Genomic DNA, 15,908 nt, shown 5'->3' with positions numbered 1-15,908 from the left:
TTCCTTGTGTCAGTCCGGCACGGCCAGCGCTTGCGCCAACGGGATCGCGCCCCGATGCCGTCGCGCCAGCGTCGCCAGCAGTCGTTCGCACGACGCCATCGGCCCGTTCCTGCGCACGTCGATCCAGTGCAGGAGGCGCGAGCTCGTGGCCAGGCGCGTCTTGTACGCCTGCGTTCCAGCGAGCAGATCGAACTCGTCGCGGCCCTCGCCCACGGCCTGTTCGATCGCCGCGCGCAGCGCGAAGATGCCGGGACGATCGTGCTTGTCCAGCAGCCCGTAGTTGAGCCCGCTGTTGTAGAAGTAGATCCGGTTGCGCCAGCACAGGTTGTAGAGATATCCGACGACGGTGTCACCGGCGCTGACCCGGGTGATGCGGGTGTACCCCGTCGTCGTGCCCGTCGCGACGAGGTCGTGATGGAAGCGCGCGAAGAACGCGCTGGCGAAGGACCCCTGCCGGCCCCTCGAGCGCCAGTATCCGGTGTGCAAGGCTTCCAGTTCGCCAAGCCACTGCAATGCGGTACCGGCGTCGGTAGCGACGTCGCAGCGCAACGGGCCCAATGCCGCGTACGCGCGTGCGGTCTGCCTGAGGGCGCCGCGGCTGCTCGCACCCAGCGTCGCCACGTAGTCGCCTCCCGATGCCCGCACGGCGGCGAGGTCCACGTAGTGCGAACGCCGCGCCTGCATGCTGACCGCCTGCATCGACGTCGGCAACGCCGCGGCGATGGCGGCCCCGTGCGTCGTCGCGACGATGCGCAACCGCCGCCAGCGGGGCTGGAACGCGTGCAACGATTCGAACAGCGCGGCGTAGGCACGCGCCTCGGCACCGCGGCGCACCAGCAGGCCGGAGTACTCGACGGTGATCTCGTCGAGTTCCGCGTCGGCGGTTTCCTGCAGGCGCAACGAATACCTGCCGAACAGGCGGCGCGCGCCCTGCTCCGCCGCGAGCACCAGCAGGCCGATCGCGGCCAGGCCGGCTGCGTCGTATGCGCGGAACACCAGCGGCACGACTTCGGCCGGAAGATTGCGCAGCCAGGCGTCCACCCAGTGCCAGGTGGTGAACGGCGAGCCATCCGCGTCGGCCTCCAGTTGAAGCCACTCTGCTTCCAGCCCTTCGCGGCTTGCCAGCGCGGCGATTTCCCCGCGCATCACCCGTGCCTTGCCTGGGGCGCGCGGCGCGTCGCGCCATGTCGTGCCTGCGATGTGTCCGGCCATGCGCTAGCCGTCCTGCTCGAAATCGGTGAAATGCAGCGCCGGCGGCTGCGCGGCCAGGTCGCTGTCGAACCAGCTGCCGTACACGACCTGCCGCCCGCGCTCGACGAAGCCTGCAGAGCGCCATGGTGCGCGTCCCGCCGCGGTCGCGCACAGCGACAGGCTGACGGTCGCCATGCCGTCGCACCATGCCTGGCGGACCAGCGCGCGGACCTGGTGCGCGCTGGGCCCATCGCAGCCGCCAAGCGACCAGAAATCGACCACGTTGAGGATATGCGGCCAGCGTGGATCGACTTCGCATGCGAACCAGCAGAGCGCGCCGCCGCGGTCGTCCTCGAGCACCAGATAGCGCACCCCGGCGCCTGGCGCATGGTCGAAGCGCCAGCGCAGGATGTCCGCGCCGCGCTCCGATGTCAGCGCCTCGCCTGCGTCACCGCGGGCCCATATCCGATCCATGCGGGCGTCGCAGGCGTCGATCCACTGCCTGCGCAGCGGCGGCGCGCGCCATGCAGCCGTCAGGTCGCGCAGGGCGTGCACGCGATCGACCACCCAGCCTGCCGTGCGCGCCAACGGCGCCGGGATCTTCCGCGCCAGGTACCGCCCATGGCGCACCACGCGCACCAGCCTCTGCATCTCGCCGATTGGCCGCAGCCCGGCGCGGCGCAGCGCGGCGCCGGCGCCTTCGCTGTTGCGCGGAATGCCATACACCACGTCGACGCGGCCCGCGGCCGCGGCCAGGAGGCTCTCGAGCAGCATCACCGCAGGACCCAGCGACCTGTGCCCGCGATGGATGGCGAAATGCGCGAGCACGGCGCCGCGGACCTCGCGGCCGCGCAGGACCATGCGTCGCGGTGCCAGCGCCGCAACGCCCACGCAGCGCCCGCTGGCGACGTGGTGCACCAGGCGCAGCACCGGCGCGCCGCACGGCGAGCCTTCGCACAGCGCGTCGTATCGCTGTTCGAGGGCGTCGTCGGGGCCGAGAGTGCCGGTCCAGGCCTCGATCGCGGCGGCGCGCGGGTCCGGTGCCTCTGTGCCGAAAACGACGTAGTCGGGCAGGCAGGTGGCGGTTTCGACGTTCATGCCGTGCACGCCAGGCCGGGCTCACCCATCAGGACCGGTGGCGCGTGCAGGTAACGCGTGGTGCGGCGCTTGTTTTCGATGTCGGCGTAGATCGCCTCCGCGCGTCGCGCGTCCATCCCGAGCGCCTGGCCGAGGTCGGCGGCGTCGCGGCCATGCTCCAGCGCCCACAGCGCAAGGTCCATGTCGCGGTAGCCGAGCGCGAAGTAGAACTCGTCCTGCCCCTGCGACAGGCTGTAGGTATCGGTGGTGGGCACCGCGGCGCAGAGCCGCTCGGGAAGCCCGAGGTGGCGCGCCATGGCGTAGACCTGTGTCTTGTAGAGATGCGCGATGGGCTTCACATCGGCGGAGCCGTCACCGTTCTTGACGAAGAATCCCTGGTCGTATTCGAGCCGGTTCGGGGTGCCGACCACGGCGTAGTTGAGGCGGTCGGCGTGGAAGTACTCCAACGCCTTGCGCAGGCGTTGCTTGAAGTTGGTCGCGGCCACGATCTGCAGGTAATCGGCAAGCCCCAGGGTGCAGGCGTGCCGGCTGCCGTCGGGTGCCTCGGCCACGAGCTGGAAGACGTTGATGCGGCCCTCGGTGCCGCCGTCGATGGTGATCTTGAAGCGCCAGTCGTCGCCGTAGCCGGGCAGCGCCCGGCGCACGGCCGCATCGCGCTGCTCGTAGCAGCCGATCGCCGCCAGCGCGGGTGCGATGTCCTTGGTCTCGCTGCGGATGCCCAGGTGCTCCGCGAGCAGCCTGGCGCGGGCCGCACTGTCGGCGGAGGAATCCCGCTCCGGCAGGATCAGGGCAAACACGCGATCCGGACCGAGCGCCCGCACTGCCAGCGCGGCGCAGCAGGAGGAATCGATTCCGCCGGAGATGGCCACGACCAGCCCGCGCCGATGGAGTTCGCGTGCGGTGGCGGCGCGCAGGCTGGCGGCGATGCGGTCGGCCTCGGCCTCGAGATCCAGGTCGAGCACGTGGTGACCCAGGGGCGTCATGACGGTTCCCCTTCCGCGACGGGTTCGGCCAGCACGGCGCGCCGGACCTTGCCGGAGGCGGTCCTGGGCAGCGCGCCGACAAAGTCGACGAGCTTCGGCACCTTGTGCGCCGCCAGCCTGTCCCGGCAATGCGCACGCACGCCGCGCGCGTCGAGCGCGCGCCCGTCGGTCACCACCCAGGCCTTGACCACCTGGCCCAGCACCTCGTCGTCCACCCCGGCCACGGCCGCCTCGATGATGCCGGGCAGCTCGTGCAGCACTTCTTCCACCTCCATCGGATGCACGCGATGCCCGCCGGTCTTGATCAGGTCGCTGCGGCGCCCGGCCAGGAACAGGAAGCCATCGTCGTCGAGATGGCCGATGTCGCCCGTGCGCAGCCAGCCGTCGCGCAGGACCGCGGCGGTCGCGGCGGCATCGCGCCAGTATCCGGACATCACGTTGTCACCCCGGACCCAGACCTCGCCTTCCGCACCCGGCGGCAATGGCATGCCGGTTTCGTCGCGCACCTGCAGGCTCACGCCGGCGATCGCCCGGCCAGCCGAACCGGGCTTCGCGTCCAGGCGATCGGACGGCAGCCACGTCAATCGGGCCGTGGCTTCGGTCTGGCCGTACATGGCGATCAGCGCCGCGCCAGGCAGCGCTTCGCGCAGGCGCCGTGCCAGTGCGACCGGCAGCGCACCGCCGGCATTGGTCAGGTAGCGCAGGCTGGACAGGTCATGTCCGGCGAGTGCCGCGTGGTCGAGCAGCAGTGCAAAGCTTGACGCCACGCCCGGGAAGCCGGTTGGGCGCTCGCGCTCGATGGTCTCGACCAGCAGGCGCGGGAACATCGGGTTCGGCTCGATCACCACCCGCGCGCCGATCGCGAGGTGCGTGTGCAGCACCGACGCACCGTAGGCGTAATGGAAGGGCAGCACCGAGATGGCGCTGTCAGCGGCATCCAGTGCGAGGTAGGCGATGATGGCGTCGACGTTGGCGGCGAAGTTCGCGTGCGTCAGCGTCACGCCCTTGGGTCGGCCCGTGGTGCCCGAGGTGTACATGATCGACGCCACCGCACCGGCACCCCGCGACCCGGCCCGTGGCGCGATGCGCAGCGCCTCGTCCCAGCCCGTTGCGCCGGCGCCCGGCGCGCGGTCGCCAAGCACGATCGTTGCCGGTTGGCGGTCGCAGCCGGCAACGGCGGCGTGCGCGTCGGCGTTGGACGCTTCGAGCACGGTCATGCGTGCCCCGGCATGCCGCAGCAATGCGCGCAGCTCGCGCGTCGGCGACCGCGACGCCAGGGGAACGGCGATGCAGCCGGCAAGCCAGCAGCCATAGCAGGCCACCACGGCCTCGATCGAGTTCGGCAACACGATGGCCACGCGCTCGCCGACGCCGATGCCCCGGGACACCAGCATCGCGGCAAACCGCCGCACCTGGTCCGCCAGTGCGGCATAGTCCATGCGGTGTTCGCCGGCGACGAGCGCGGGCGCAGCCGGCGTGGCCCGCGCCGTGGTCAGCAAGCGTTGCGCCAGTGCGATCACGGCGCGCTCAGGCGGCCGTCTTGCGCTGGAGGAATGCACTGATGGTGTCGATGGAATCGAAGTTGGCCGGCACCATTTCTTCCGCGGCGACGCGGATGCCGCAGGTGGCTTCAAGGAACTCGATCAGTTCCAGGATGCCGGTGGAGTCGACGATTCCACCGCGGATCAGCGACGAGTCGTCGGCGACGGCGGCAGCGTCATCGGTGAACAGGAAATTGCCCAGGATGAAGGGCTTGACGATTGTCTTGAAGTCCATCTGGCTCGCGCTGTCCGTATCGGTCGACGATGGGGATCGCACATGCATGCCCGCCCCTCTCACATCCACAGAACGTGGAATGGCGTGCAGACCGGCCCTGTGCGGGCGTGCGGGCGGCACCCTAGGCGGCTGATGCCGCACGCGTGACCGCGGCCGGCCGCCATTGCGCCAGCACGTGCTCGCAGGCGGCCAGGGTGTCAATGGCAACCGCGTCCCAGCCGCGACTGCAGGCAGCCGACATCGCGGCGGCATCCCAGGTCCTGGCCATGGCTTCTTCGAGCGCGTGTTCCAGTGCCGCCGCGTCGCGTGCCGGTACCAGCAGGCCGTTGCCCGCATGGATGATCTCGCGCGCACCGCCGACGTCGCTGGCGACCACCGGGCAGCCGCAGGCCACCGCCTCGACTACCACATTGGGATAGCCCTCCGACCAGCTGGGCAAGGCCAGCACGTTGGAGGCGGCTATCCACTCCGCCACCTGTGCGGGTTCCAGCCCGCCGGGCATGTGCACGCGGTGCGCCAGCCCGGCGGACTCGACCATGGCCGCCAGCTGCGACCGCATCACGCCGTCGCCGACGAGCGCGAGCGCGACATCGGGGTCGCGTGCGGCCAGCGCCGCGAACGCGGCCAGCAGTTCGTGCATGCCCTTGGCTTCGACGAAGCGGCCGACGTAGGTCACGAGCTTCGCCTGCGCAGCGATGCCCAGCAGGTCGCGCATCCGGCCACGATCCCTGCGGTGGAACACCGCGGTGTCGATGCCGTTGACGATCGTGCGCACCCGGGCCGGCTCCACGCCGTAATCGCCGATCGCCGCGCGGCGCATCGCCTCGCTGACGGTCAGCACCGCGTCGGCGCCGAGCAGCGCCCGGCGGGTGAGGCGGCGGCTGATCCCCGACCGCACGTGGATGTCCGACCCGCGGGCGCCGATGATGCAGGGCAGCCCGAGCCGGCGTGATGCCATCAGCGCGGCATGGCCATCCGGATAGACCCAGTACGCCAGCACCACATCCGGGGCGAAGGCACGCAGCCTGGGGGTCAGGGCCCAGGCGCCGACCATGCCATTGCTGGCACGCGACAGTCCGGGCAGTCCCGGATAGGTGTAGGGCTCGAGGTCGATGCCGTCGAGGCGGTAGTCATCGCCGACATGGCCTTGCAGGAAACTCCTTGGTGCCAGCCCACGGATGCGCGGGTACTTCACCTGCGGGAAGAAGACCCTGGTCGTGGCCAGCCGGGACAGCGCGCGCGCGGTCTCGTGGATGTAGCGACCACGCGTGAGGTCATGCGGGACAGGCAGGATCGGTGTGACGATGGCGATGCGTCGCGATCGCCGTGCACTTGCGTCGATGGTCATAGTCTCGCCAGCAGCACCTTGAGGATGAGGTAGAACACGACCACGGCGACGCCCGAGTACAGCCCCCAGCGCGGAATGTCCTGGCTCAGCCGGAACGGCACCACGTCCGGCCAGCGCTGCCGCACGTCGGTGAAGTGCGCGACCACCACGGCCGCCAGCAGGTAGAAGAGGATCAGGTAGCTGCGGCTGAGGAAGAACGCACACGTGGCGAATCCGGCCAGCGACACCAGCAGCGTCCACGCGATCGCCCGGTCGGTGGCCCACGACTGCGCGGCCGCGATGTCGTTGGCTTCCTCGTTGGCGTCATCGCCGCCGCCATCGGCAACCTCGGGCGAATGCCGCACCAGCCTCAGCATCATCCAGAAGCAGTAGCCCACGAACGCCAGCCAGGGAATGAACCCGAACAGGCCGTTCTCCGCCAGCACGAGGACCAGCGAGTTGTGCGCGGTGAGCGTGTGGTACTCCTCGAAGCTTCCCGTCCCCACGCCGAACAGCGGGTTTTCCAGGAACATCCGGAAGCCCTCGTACCAGGCCTCCACCCGGCCCGTGGCCGAGCCTTCCTGGACATCGAGGTCGGTGAGGCGCGAGGGCATCAGCCGCATGGTGACCAGGCTGCCCGCCGCGATCAGCCCGGCCAGCATCGGGCCCCGGCGCAGCCAGACGTGTGCCCCCGCCATCACCACGACTGCGAGCATCGCCCCGCGCGAATTCGTCAGGTAGACCCCGTAGAGGAGGAACGCCCCGACCGCGACCCACAGCAGGCGTCGCATCCCCATCATGCCGCCGCGGCTGCCCATGTAGACCGTCATCGGCAGGCAGATCACGAACAGCATGCCGAGGTCGTTCGGATCGCTGAAGATGCCCACGTACTGGATGCGCCCGTCCTCCACCAGCGGCATCCCTGTCCAGCCCACGCCGAGCGCCGACTGCTCGACGCCATGCCAGGCCAGCAACAGCGCGCTGAGGATGAAGACCACCATGACCTGCTCCGTCCGCCGCCGGGTGGTGATGGCATTGGCCAGCAGCACGAACGCGACCAGCGTGGGCATGAACTGCTTGTACTGCTCCACCGCACCGCCCAGCCAGCCGTTCACCGCCACCGAAATGCCCGTGGCGACCGTGAACAGCACCAGCAGCGGGTACTGCGGCTCGTCGAAGCGCTTGTTGCGCGAAGCGAGCCATGCCAGCACCGCGAGGATCAGCGCGACCGGCATGAACGGCACGCCGGAATCCGCCCAGCGCGGATATTCCTGCGGGCGGATGAGGACAAGAATCAGGTAGGCGACGATGAATACGAAGGCGGGCATGGGCGGTTGCCGCTCACCACAGGCGGGTCAGGTCGCGTCGCGCGAACGCGATCGCCGCTTCCGCGGAATAGAGGTTCATGTGCAGGAACGCCGACAGCAGCCTGACCGGGAGGGATCGTGACAACGCAGGCAGCACGCGGGCGAGCAGCAGCAGGAGCCCCGCGGCGAGTGCCAGCCACAGGCAGGCCTGGTAGAAGCTTCCGCGCGTGGCCAGTACGCAGGTTGCGGTGAGGAGCACGAGGATCGCCCATGGCGCCACCAGGCGCAGCAACTTGTGGCTCACGAAGCGGAACCACAGCGGGTTGGCGAACGGGTCCAACAGCCACGGCGCGAGCTGCAGCAGCTGGAAGTTACCCGCCAGCGTCCTGACCTTGCGCGCACGCTCCTGGGCCGGCGACGGCGATGCACGGTCCCAGGCGATGGCACGCTGCTCGAACACCACCCGGCCCCCGCGCGCCGCGACCCGCATCGGCACCAGCACGTCGTCCAGCACGGTGCCTTCGGGGAGGGGCTCGAACAGGTTGCGCCGCAGCACGTACAAGGCGCCGGTGACACCGACCACCGAGCCACTCCGGCTCTCGGCCAGCCGCAGCATCTTCTCGTAGCGCCAATAGGCGTCGACACTGCAGGCGAAACCCGATTCCGGGTCCTCGAAACACAGCTCGCCACTGGCCGCGCCGACGGCGGGATCGGCGAGGCGCGCGACCAGTGCGCGCAGCGCCTGCGGATCCACCCGCTGGCGCACGTCGACCATCAGCAGCACCTCGCCGCGCGCCACGGCCACCGCGTCGTTGAGGCATGCGGCCTTGCCGCGCCTCGCATTGAATTCGAGCACGCGCACGCGGGGGTCGCCAACCGCGCGGCATGCCGCGGCCGTGCCGTCGGTGCAGCCGTCGCATGCAACCACGATCTCGAGCCGGTCACCGGGCCAGTCGAGCAGGAGCAGGTTGTCGAGCTTGGCACGCACCAGCCCCGCCGCGTCACGCACGACCAGGACCGCGGTGACCATCGGCTCCTGCGCGGACCGGGCCGCGGGCAGCGGACGCCGCCACGCCAGCAGTCGCATCAGCAACGGGTAACCGGCATAGGTGTACGCCAGCAGCACGACGCAGGCCCAGAACACGCTGCTCACGGCACTGCCGCGTACGCGTGGCGGTCGGCCCGATCGGCGGTCGGTTGCGGGCGGATGGGCATCGACATGGCCTTCGGCTGCGGACGTGGCATTCCGTGCAATGACAACGCGCGGAATGCCTGCAACCGGCCATGGCCACGCGCGAACGGCAGCCACGTGCGGGTCGCTGGAATGTTCCGCTACTATCCGGCGGGGGCCATCGCCAAGGGTGAGCACATGGGCAATGAAGCGTACCTGCAGCCGCGCGTCGTCGAGGACTTCGCCACGCGTTCCGCACTCACGCCCGCGGAAGTCGCCGCGCTCGGTGAGGCCTGGCCGCTGGTGCGCGGCGACGTGCTCGATGTCGGCGTCGGCGGCGGGCGCACCACCGGCTACCTGCATGCACTCGCGCGCAGCTATCGTGCGCTCGACATCTCGCCGGGCATGGTGGACGCCTGCAGGGCCAGGCATCCGGGGGTCGACATCCGGCTTGGCGATGCGCGCACGCTTGAAGGCATCGACGACGCCAGCTGCGACCTGGTGCTCTTTTCGTTCAACGGCATCGACTACATCGCATACGAGGAGCGCGCGCAGGTCCACCGCGCGGTGGCGCGCGTGCTGCGCCCGGGTGGCGCCTTCGTGTATTCGTCGCACAACATGCGCATCCTGGGCGGCGCGTTCCCCCCGGTCTCGCTGCCCGGTGTCAAGGTCACCGCGAACCCGCTGCGACTCGCGGTGCGGATTGCCAGGGCCGTGGCCGCGCGCAGGACACGCGAGGCCAACCGCAGGCGCCTGGCCGGGGACCAGGTCATGGCGCAAGGCCACGCCGTGGTCAACGACGAGGCCTATGACCACGCGTCGCTCACGGTGTACGTGGACCCGGCGCATGAACTCGACGCGCTGGCCGCGGCCGGCTTCGTCGATGTGGTGACCATCGCGGCCGACGGCCGGCGTGACCTGGACGTTCTCGACGACCCCTGGATCTATTACGTCGCCTGGAAGCCGGGCTGAGCGTCGCCTGGCGCGCTCAGCGCACGCCCAGGCGCGCCAGCGCGGCCAGCAACCAGCAGGCGCGCGGGAATCGCGTGGTCAACTGGGCCAGCATCTCCAGGTCCTGCGCGCTCCACGACTTGAACAGGAACGAGCAGATGACCATGGCGACCGCATAGACCATCGCCGCCACCAGGCCGATCCACGCGCCATCGCCCGCCCACCACACCAGCGCCGCCAGCGCGGCCGCGACCATGGCACAGGCGAATTGCCTGCCGATCTCCCGCCACGGCAGGCGCACCTGCATCGTGCGGGTCGCGGTGAGCACGATCGTCGTGAACATGACCATCTTCGCGATCAGGTGCGCGGCCACGGCACCCGACAGGCCATAGCGCGGCACCAGCGCGAAGGCAAGCACGGCGCTGACCGTGACCGCCACGACGGTGAGGATCACGCGCAGGCGCTGGTGGTCGGCCGTGGTCAACAGCGCGTTGAAGGCACCTTCCATCAGGGTGAGGCCGGCGATGACCACCATCGCCCGGAACACGTTCACCACGGGCGCGTATTCGGGCCCGTACAGCAGCCTGATCGCAAGCTCGGCGCAGAACACGCCGACGCCCGCCAGCACCAGGCCCATGAACAGGAAGTAGCGCACCGAATTCGACAGGATCGGATTCAATCCGGCGGCGCCGCCACGGCCGTAGGAGTGCGCCATCGCCGGGATCAGCACCGCGGTGAGTCCGTTCACCAGCAGGTCGGCGCCGCCGCGCGTGATCGTGGCGGCGATGATGAAGAAGCCGACGGCTTCGGCTCCGGCCGTCCTGTTGAGGAGGAAGGTCTCGACCGTCCGGTTGGAGAAGGTCGCCAGCAACACCAGCATCACCGTCCACGCGAGGTGGATGCGCAGCCGCCTGGCCATCGCCGCCTCGATGGGACCTTGGGCCGGGCGGATGGCGGTGCGCCGGATGAAGAAGAAGGTCAACAGCGCGTGGCAGATGCTCAGCACCACCAGCAGCTCGAGATAGGACTCGAGCGGGCGCCGTGCGACCACCAGGCCAATGGTCGCCACCAGTCCCACCAGGCCCAGGATGTTGGTGGTGTTGGCTTCGATGCCGAAATTGCCGTAACCCTTGGCGACCGACGAATGCAGGAGGTAGAACGCTTTCGCCACGCCGCTGGCCAGAACGACGACGGCGAACAGGCCGATGCCGCCCTCCCAGCCGTCCGGCAGCGTGAAACGGGCCAGCACCAGGAACGCGAGGCACGCGACCACCGTCGACAGCATGAAGTAGCGGCGCAGCAACCCGTAGACACGCGCGGCAGCCTCGCCGTCGCCACGGCCCAGGCACTCCGCGACGAACTTGATGCCGGTCGTGGTCAGGCCGTTGGTGCAGGCCACCACCACCATTCCCGACAGCCACACCACGTAGGAATAGCGGCCGTAATCCGCCGGCCCGAGGCCACGCGCGGCCAGCATGCTGATCACCAGGCCAGTGACGTAGGTGACGTAGGTGGCACCGGTGACGATCAGCGCGGACCGGATCAGGGCATGGCTGCCAAAGGCGGACTTCATCCGCGACCGCCGGACCACGCCACCGCCGTGCGCACCCGCTGCGGCGCTTCGTCGAGCACCTCGTCAAGCAGACCCGCAAGCGCACCGGCCTGGCGCTCCGCCACGAAGCGGTTGCGCGCGTCCCAGGCGACCTCCTTCAGTTCGGCCATGCGGGCACGGTCGGACAGCTGGCGATACAGGTCGTGCGCCGACGCGAACGTGAGCATCGCGCCATGGTCGCGCAGGTAGGTCTTCGACGCCGCGTATCCATCCCGTGGCAATGCCACCGGCGTGCCGCCCAGCACGCTGGAGATCAAGCGGTCGGGAACGGTGAGGTCGAAGCGGTCGGTGCGGCTGCAGGCGTCGAGGTTGTAGGCGATCAGGCTGGCATCGAACGCCGCCATCCCCTGCATCAGCTGGAGGTTGGTCAGCGGCCTGAAATGCACGCGATTGGGATGGCCGTCCTCGGTTTCCGGCGACCGGGCGTGGTGCAGTTCAATGCCTGCGTCGAGCAGCGAGCGCATCAGCACGCGGATGTCGTCGGCACCATGGACCGTCTTGCCGGACAGGTCGGTGCGCCCGACATACACCAGGTTCGGGCGCGTGCGCTCTCCTGCGGCGCGCAGCGTGGGACGCACCGCGTCCGGCCAGCACGGCGGGACAACGCCGATCCGGGTGCGGTGCCGGCCCAGCACGCGGCGCCGCAGGTAGTCCGCCATCTCGGGCGTGGGACAGATCAGCGCGTCGATGCTCGGCAGGCAGCGGCGCAGCACCAGGTGCTGGCGCTTGATCCCCGCCGGCGACAGGGCCAGCGGAAAGCACAGCAGCATCAGCATGGTCCTGAGCGCCGGCCGGGCGCGCCTGATCGCGACGATGTCCGAGAGCGGCAAGGTGCCCCAATGGAACACCAACACGTCGGCGCGGCTCGCGTCGATGGCGTCCAGCACATGGCGCATCCAGGACGGGTCGCGCGTGCCCCAGGCGATGTCCATCGCACGCGCCACGCGGCCGCGCCCGTCGCCGCCCGCGCGCGACAGGAAGGTGTGGGAGTCGTCGGTGCTGGTCGCCTCGATCGAAAGGCTTGCGAACATCGCCAGCAATGACTCGCGGTGCATGATGTCCGGGCCGATCACGCAGGCACGCACCTGGCGCAGCCCGGCCTGCGGTGCCATCGCTTCAGTGGCCATGGCCATCCGGCACCTCCCCTGCGTGGATCTCGCGCGCCATGGGCCCGCCGTCTATGCTCGCTGCTCCAGGACGCCGGGCAACGGCGTCGATACACGATCCCCAGGCATGCAACCGATCGACCCCACCCGGAAGCTCGCGATCGTCCATGTCGTCGACTCGCTCGAACTCGGCGGCCTGGAGCGCGTGGTCGCGGACCTGGCCATTGCCCAGTCCGCGCATGGCCACCGGGTACTGGTGTTCAGCATCAACGACACCGGCGGATTCCGCGCCGAACTGGAAGCGGCGGGCGTGCCCGTGGTGATCGGCGGCAAGCGTGGCCCGCTGGACATTGGCGTGCTGCGCGCGCTGCGCTCCAGCGCCGGCGGCTTGCAGGCGGACATCGTGCACACGCACAACTTCGTGCCCAGCTACTACGCGGCGCTGGCGCTGCTGTTCAACCGCCACGCGACGCTGGTGAACACCTGCCACAACATGGGTGCACGGCTGGCGAACCGCCGCCTGCGCACGCTGTATCGCTGGTCGCTGGCGCGCACGCGGCGCGTCGCGATGGTCGGCCAGCAGGTCCATGACCAGCTGGTCGCGTCCGGCATAGCCCGCGCGAACCTGGCCGAAGTGGTTCACAACGGCATTCCGCTGCTTCGCCACGCCGATCCCGTCGCCGCGCGCGACGAGGCGCGCGCGGCGTTCGGGCTGGCGGCGGGCGACGCACCGGTGATCGGCTGCGTCGGCCGCCTGGTGGAACTCAAGAACCAGCGCATCGTGCTGGAGCAGGTGCCGGCGCTGCTCGCCGGCTTCCCGCGCCTGAAGCTGGTCATGGTCGGTGACGGCCCCATGGCCGCCGACCTGCGCGCGCGCGCCGACGCCCTGGGGATCGCCGACCGGGTCGTGCTGGCCGGCCCGCGCGGCAACGTCCCGGCGCTGTTGCCGGCCTTCGATGTCTTTGCGCTGCCGTCGCTCACCGAAGGCCTGTCGATCGCCCTGCTCGAAGCCTGCGCCGCCGGGCTTGCGATCGTGGCCGGGCGTGTCGGCGGCAATGTCGAGATCATCTCCGACGGCGACAACGGCCGCCTGTTCGCGCCCACCGACGGCACGGGCCTGCAGGGGATCCTGCGCGAACTGCTGGGCGACGACGCACTGCGCGTTCGCCTGGGCACGGCGGCGCGGCAGCGGGTGGAGTTGCACGGGTCGGTCGATGTCATGCGGGCCAGGTACGATGCGTTCTACCAGAGGGCGCGGGGCGGGACGGAGACTGCGTTGCCGCAGGGGGTCACGCCCTAGGGCGGCGTTCCGGAGAGCGCCTGGAACGTGCGCGCGAGGCCCGCCTGGGTCGGAACCCGTTGCCGCCAGCCCAGCGCCTTCAGCGCCGCGTTGGAATGCCGCAGCGGACGGTACATCGAGCGCACCACGTAAGGGGTGAATACGGCCGGAAGCTGCCCCTTCGACACGCGGTGGTAGCGCACGAGGCAGCGCGCGCCGAGCAGGAACAGCCAGTACGGCACCGGCAGCACGCGCAGCCGCCCCACCCTCGCCTGGTAGCCGCGCAGGTACTGGCCGCAGCTCGGCAGGTCGTCGTCGACCACGTTGTAGGCGCGGCCATCCACGCCATGCAGCGTTGCCCGCGCCACCGCGTCGGCGCAGTTCTCGACGTAGGTCAGCGGCAGTTCGGCACCGCGGCCAAGGCTGAAGAACAGCCCCATGGCGCGGATGCCCACCCGTGACGAGAACGCGCCACCCCCGGGCCCGTAGATCACCCCGGGCCGCAGCACGACGGTCTCGAACCCGAACCGCGCCCGGTATTCGGCCAGCAGGTGCTCCTGGCGCGTCTTGGCGTGCGCGTAGGCGCCCTTCTCGATGCCGACCGCCTCGATCGGGACCGACTCGTCATGCACCGCGCCACGCGCCAGCCCCTCGGTCCGGTAGACCGAGAACGATCCCACCATGACCACGCGGCGCACGCCTTCCACCGCCGCCGCGTCGAGCAGGTTGCGGGTGCCGACCACGGTGTTGGCGAACATGTCGGCGGCGGAGCCACGCATGCCCGCCGCCGCGTGCACGATGCACTCCACGCCGTTCACCAGCGCGGGCAGGTCGCAGGCGTACAGCAGGTTGGCCGCGGACGCCTCGATGCGTGCATCAGGGTGGCGACGGCGCAGCGCGTCCAGCAGATTCCCGGGCGGCGCACCGCGGAAATGCAGGCGCAGGTCGTCGACGCCGGCCTCGAGCAGGCTGTGCGCGACGCACCGGCCGAGGAACCCGCCCGCCCCCGTCAGCAGGACCTTCATGGCCGCGGCGCCAGGGCATCGACAATGCCGTCGATGATCGCGGCCACGCGCAGGATCTCCGCCTGCGGCACGGGGTCGTCGCCGCGCCCTTCGATGGCGTCGTAGAAGCGGTCCAGCAGCACGCGCATGCACTGGAAATAATGGAATTCGTGGCGGCCGAATGCACCGAGGTTGCGCATGCCGCAGCGTGCGAAGCGCCAGGCCTGCACCCATGCGGGGAACAGGCGGCCGACGGCGCTGGGCTGGTCCTGGCGGGCGCTGCGCACCAGCGTGCGTGCCGCGTAGTCCAGCTCCACCGTGTCGCGGGTGCCGTACACCTTCATGGCATGGCCGATCGGCCGCGCATGCGAGCCGACCATCACCGACACGGTCCTGCCATCGCGGTCCCTCAACAGCAGCCTGAGCTCGTCGGGCATGGCATCGACGACCGCGTCGCCACTCGCCGGACGCATGCGCCGTGCATCGGCCCACACCACCACCGGCTCGGCGAGCATGGGCACGACCTTGGCCAGCACGTGGTCGATCACGTTGTGGAACAGCTTGCCTGGAAGGCGGTGGACCCAGTGCGCGGGATCGGACATCACCGCGATGCCGTAGTCCCCGGCAAGGTTGTAGCCATAGCAGGTCTCCACGTGCACCACCTCGCCCAGGTCGCCGTCGGCAAGCAGCCGTCCCAGTTCGAGTGCCGGCGTCTCGAAGTTGTAGAGGTAATTCACGCCGACCTTGCGGCCCACCGCGTTCGCGCAATCGATGATCCTGCGCGCGCCGGCGCCATCCATCGCGAACGGCTTTTCGACGAAGACATGGCAGCCCATTTCCAGCGCGCTGCACGCCAGGGCCACGTGCGAATCGGGTGGCGTCGCCACGTGCACGACGTCCAGGCGCTCGGCGAGCACCATCTCGGCCATGTCCGCGTACTGCGCCAGGCCGCCCCAGCGCTGCGAGAACTGTTCGGCCATGAGCGGTTCGCGGTCGCAGGCGGCCACCAGTTGCGCGCGTCCGATCGCGCGCAGCTGCTCGGCATGGCCATCGGCGATCTTGCCGCACCCCACGATTCCAACCCTCATCCCCTTCACCCCTGC

Annotated in this window: 14 protein-coding genes; 2 read left to right on the top strand and 12 right to left on the bottom strand. The window is 70.1% G+C overall.

The features are described 5' to 3' along the window. Positions 1-9: 9 nt before the first annotated feature. From IDM46_RS04940 to IDM46_RS04905, 8 genes are all read right to left on the bottom strand, one after another. Positions 10-1,212: a GNAT family N-acetyltransferase gene (locus tag IDM46_RS04940; protein ID WP_185114977.1), complete on the bottom strand. Its 1,203-nt coding sequence runs from the start codon at positions 1,210-1,212 to the stop codon at positions 10-12. Between the two features lie 3 nt (positions 1,213-1,215). Further along, positions 1,216-2,289 (bottom strand): hypothetical protein, encoded by a 1,074-nt coding sequence (locus IDM46_RS04935; protein WP_182821888.1) that lies wholly within the window; start codon positions 2,287-2,289, stop codon positions 1,216-1,218. Further along, the gene (nadE, locus tag IDM46_RS04930) at positions 2,286-3,272 is read right to left on the bottom strand and encodes an NAD(+) synthase (RefSeq protein ID WP_185114976.1); all 987 of its coding nucleotides are present in this window, start codon (positions 3,270-3,272) and stop codon (positions 2,286-2,288) included. The genes IDM46_RS04935 and nadE overlap by 4 nt, the downstream gene beginning before the upstream one ends. Beyond that, on the bottom strand, positions 3,269-4,792 hold the full coding sequence (locus IDM46_RS04925; protein WP_185114975.1) for an AMP-binding protein: 1,524 nt from the start codon (positions 4,790-4,792) through the stop codon (positions 3,269-3,271). Before IDM46_RS04925 ends, nadE begins: the two co-directional genes overlap by 4 nt. A gap of 7 nt (positions 4,793-4,799) precedes the next feature. Then, on the bottom strand, positions 4,800-5,048 hold the full coding sequence (locus IDM46_RS04920; protein ID WP_185114974.1) for an acyl carrier protein: 249 nt from the start codon (positions 5,046-5,048) through the stop codon (positions 4,800-4,802). Positions 5,049-5,169: 121 nt separating this feature from the next. After that, entirely contained in the window at positions 5,170-6,396 is a 1,227-nt protein-coding gene (locus IDM46_RS04915) for a glycosyltransferase (protein WP_185114973.1), read from the bottom strand. Beyond that, positions 6,393-7,703 carry an O-antigen ligase family protein gene (locus IDM46_RS04910; RefSeq protein WP_185114972.1) on the bottom strand — a complete coding sequence of 437 codons (1,311 nt, stop codon included), beginning with the start codon at positions 7,701-7,703 and terminating at the stop codon, positions 6,393-6,395. The genes IDM46_RS04915 and IDM46_RS04910 overlap by 4 nt, the downstream gene beginning before the upstream one ends. A gap of 13 nt (positions 7,704-7,716) precedes the next feature. Continuing rightward, entirely contained in the window at positions 7,717-8,835 is a 1,119-nt protein-coding gene (locus tag IDM46_RS04905) for a glycosyltransferase family 2 protein (RefSeq protein ID WP_223878029.1), read from the bottom strand. A gap of 216 nt (positions 8,836-9,051) precedes the next feature. On the opposite strand from IDM46_RS04905, the gene IDM46_RS04900 reads away from it, so the two are divergent. Next, a complete protein-coding gene (locus IDM46_RS04900) occupies positions 9,052-9,825 on the top strand; it encodes a class I SAM-dependent methyltransferase (RefSeq protein ID WP_185114971.1) in 774 nt (257 codons plus the stop codon). 16 nt (positions 9,826-9,841) lie between these two features. Here IDM46_RS04900 and IDM46_RS04895 read toward each other — a convergent pair whose 3' ends face one another. Then, positions 9,842-11,377 carry a polysaccharide biosynthesis C-terminal domain-containing protein gene (locus tag IDM46_RS04895; protein WP_185114970.1) on the bottom strand — a complete coding sequence of 512 codons (1,536 nt, stop codon included), beginning with the start codon at positions 11,375-11,377 and terminating at the stop codon, positions 9,842-9,844. After that, positions 11,374-12,543, bottom strand: coding sequence for a glycosyltransferase family 4 protein (locus IDM46_RS04890; protein ID WP_185114969.1), 1,170 nt, complete (start codon positions 12,541-12,543; stop codon positions 11,374-11,376). The genes IDM46_RS04895 and IDM46_RS04890 overlap by 4 nt, the downstream gene beginning before the upstream one ends. A gap of 106 nt (positions 12,544-12,649) precedes the next feature. Between IDM46_RS04890 and IDM46_RS04885 the strand changes: the two genes are divergently transcribed. Continuing rightward, entirely contained in the window at positions 12,650-13,822 is a 1,173-nt protein-coding gene (locus IDM46_RS04885; RefSeq protein WP_185114968.1) for a glycosyltransferase, read from the top strand. Here the strand turns inward: IDM46_RS04885 and IDM46_RS04880 are convergent. Next, a complete protein-coding gene (locus IDM46_RS04880) occupies positions 13,819-14,826 on the bottom strand; it encodes an NAD-dependent epimerase/dehydratase family protein (RefSeq protein WP_182821908.1) in 1,008 nt (335 codons plus the stop codon). The genes IDM46_RS04885 and IDM46_RS04880 overlap by 4 nt on opposite strands. After that, positions 14,823-15,893, bottom strand: a complete 1,071-nt coding sequence (locus tag IDM46_RS04875; RefSeq protein WP_185114967.1) for a Gfo/Idh/MocA family oxidoreductase — start codon at positions 15,891-15,893, stop codon at positions 14,823-14,825. Before IDM46_RS04875 ends, IDM46_RS04880 begins: the two co-directional genes overlap by 4 nt. Positions 15,894-15,908 lie beyond the last annotated feature (15 nt).

The organism is Luteimonas sp. MC1825 (assembly GCF_014764385.1).
Lineage (GTDB): Bacteria > Pseudomonadota > Gammaproteobacteria > Xanthomonadales > Xanthomonadaceae > Luteimonas.
The sequence above is the reverse complement of the archived record's forward strand: the minus strand, read 5'-3'. Positions and strand labels throughout refer to the sequence as shown.

Coding starts and splice junctions, on each gene's coding strand:
- IDM46_RS04910 (WP_185114972.1), bottom strand. CDS start 7,703: ATGCCCGCCTTCGTATTCATCGTCGCCTACCTGATTCTTGTCCTCATC.
- IDM46_RS04915 (WP_185114973.1), bottom strand. CDS start 6,396: ATGACCATCGACGCAAGTGCACGGCGATCGCGACGCATCGCCATCGTC.
- IDM46_RS04935 (WP_182821888.1), bottom strand. CDS start 2,289: ATGAACGTCGAAACCGCCACCTGCCTGCCCGACTACGTCGTTTTCGGC.
- IDM46_RS04890 (WP_185114969.1), bottom strand. CDS start 12,543: ATGGCCACTGAAGCGATGGCACCGCAGGCCGGGCTGCGCCAGGTGCGT.
- IDM46_RS04885 (WP_185114968.1), top strand. CDS start 12,650: ATGCAACCGATCGACCCCACCCGGAAGCTCGCGATCGTCCATGTCGTC.
- nadE (WP_185114976.1), bottom strand. CDS start 3,272: ATGACGCCCCTGGGTCACCACGTGCTCGACCTGGATCTCGAGGCCGAG.
- IDM46_RS04880 (WP_182821908.1), bottom strand. CDS start 14,826: ATGAAGGTCCTGCTGACGGGGGCGGGCGGGTTCCTCGGCCGGTGCGTC.
- IDM46_RS04900 (WP_185114971.1), top strand. CDS start 9,052: ATGGGCAATGAAGCGTACCTGCAGCCGCGCGTCGTCGAGGACTTCGCC.
- IDM46_RS04940 (WP_185114977.1), bottom strand. CDS start 1,212: ATGGCCGGACACATCGCAGGCACGACATGGCGCGACGCGCCGCGCGCC.
- IDM46_RS04920 (WP_185114974.1), bottom strand. CDS start 5,048: ATGGACTTCAAGACAATCGTCAAGCCCTTCATCCTGGGCAATTTCCTG.
- IDM46_RS04895 (WP_185114970.1), bottom strand. CDS start 11,377: ATGAAGTCCGCCTTTGGCAGCCATGCCCTGATCCGGTCCGCGCTGATC.
- IDM46_RS04875 (WP_185114967.1), bottom strand. CDS start 15,893: ATGAGGGTTGGAATCGTGGGGTGCGGCAAGATCGCCGATGGCCATGCC.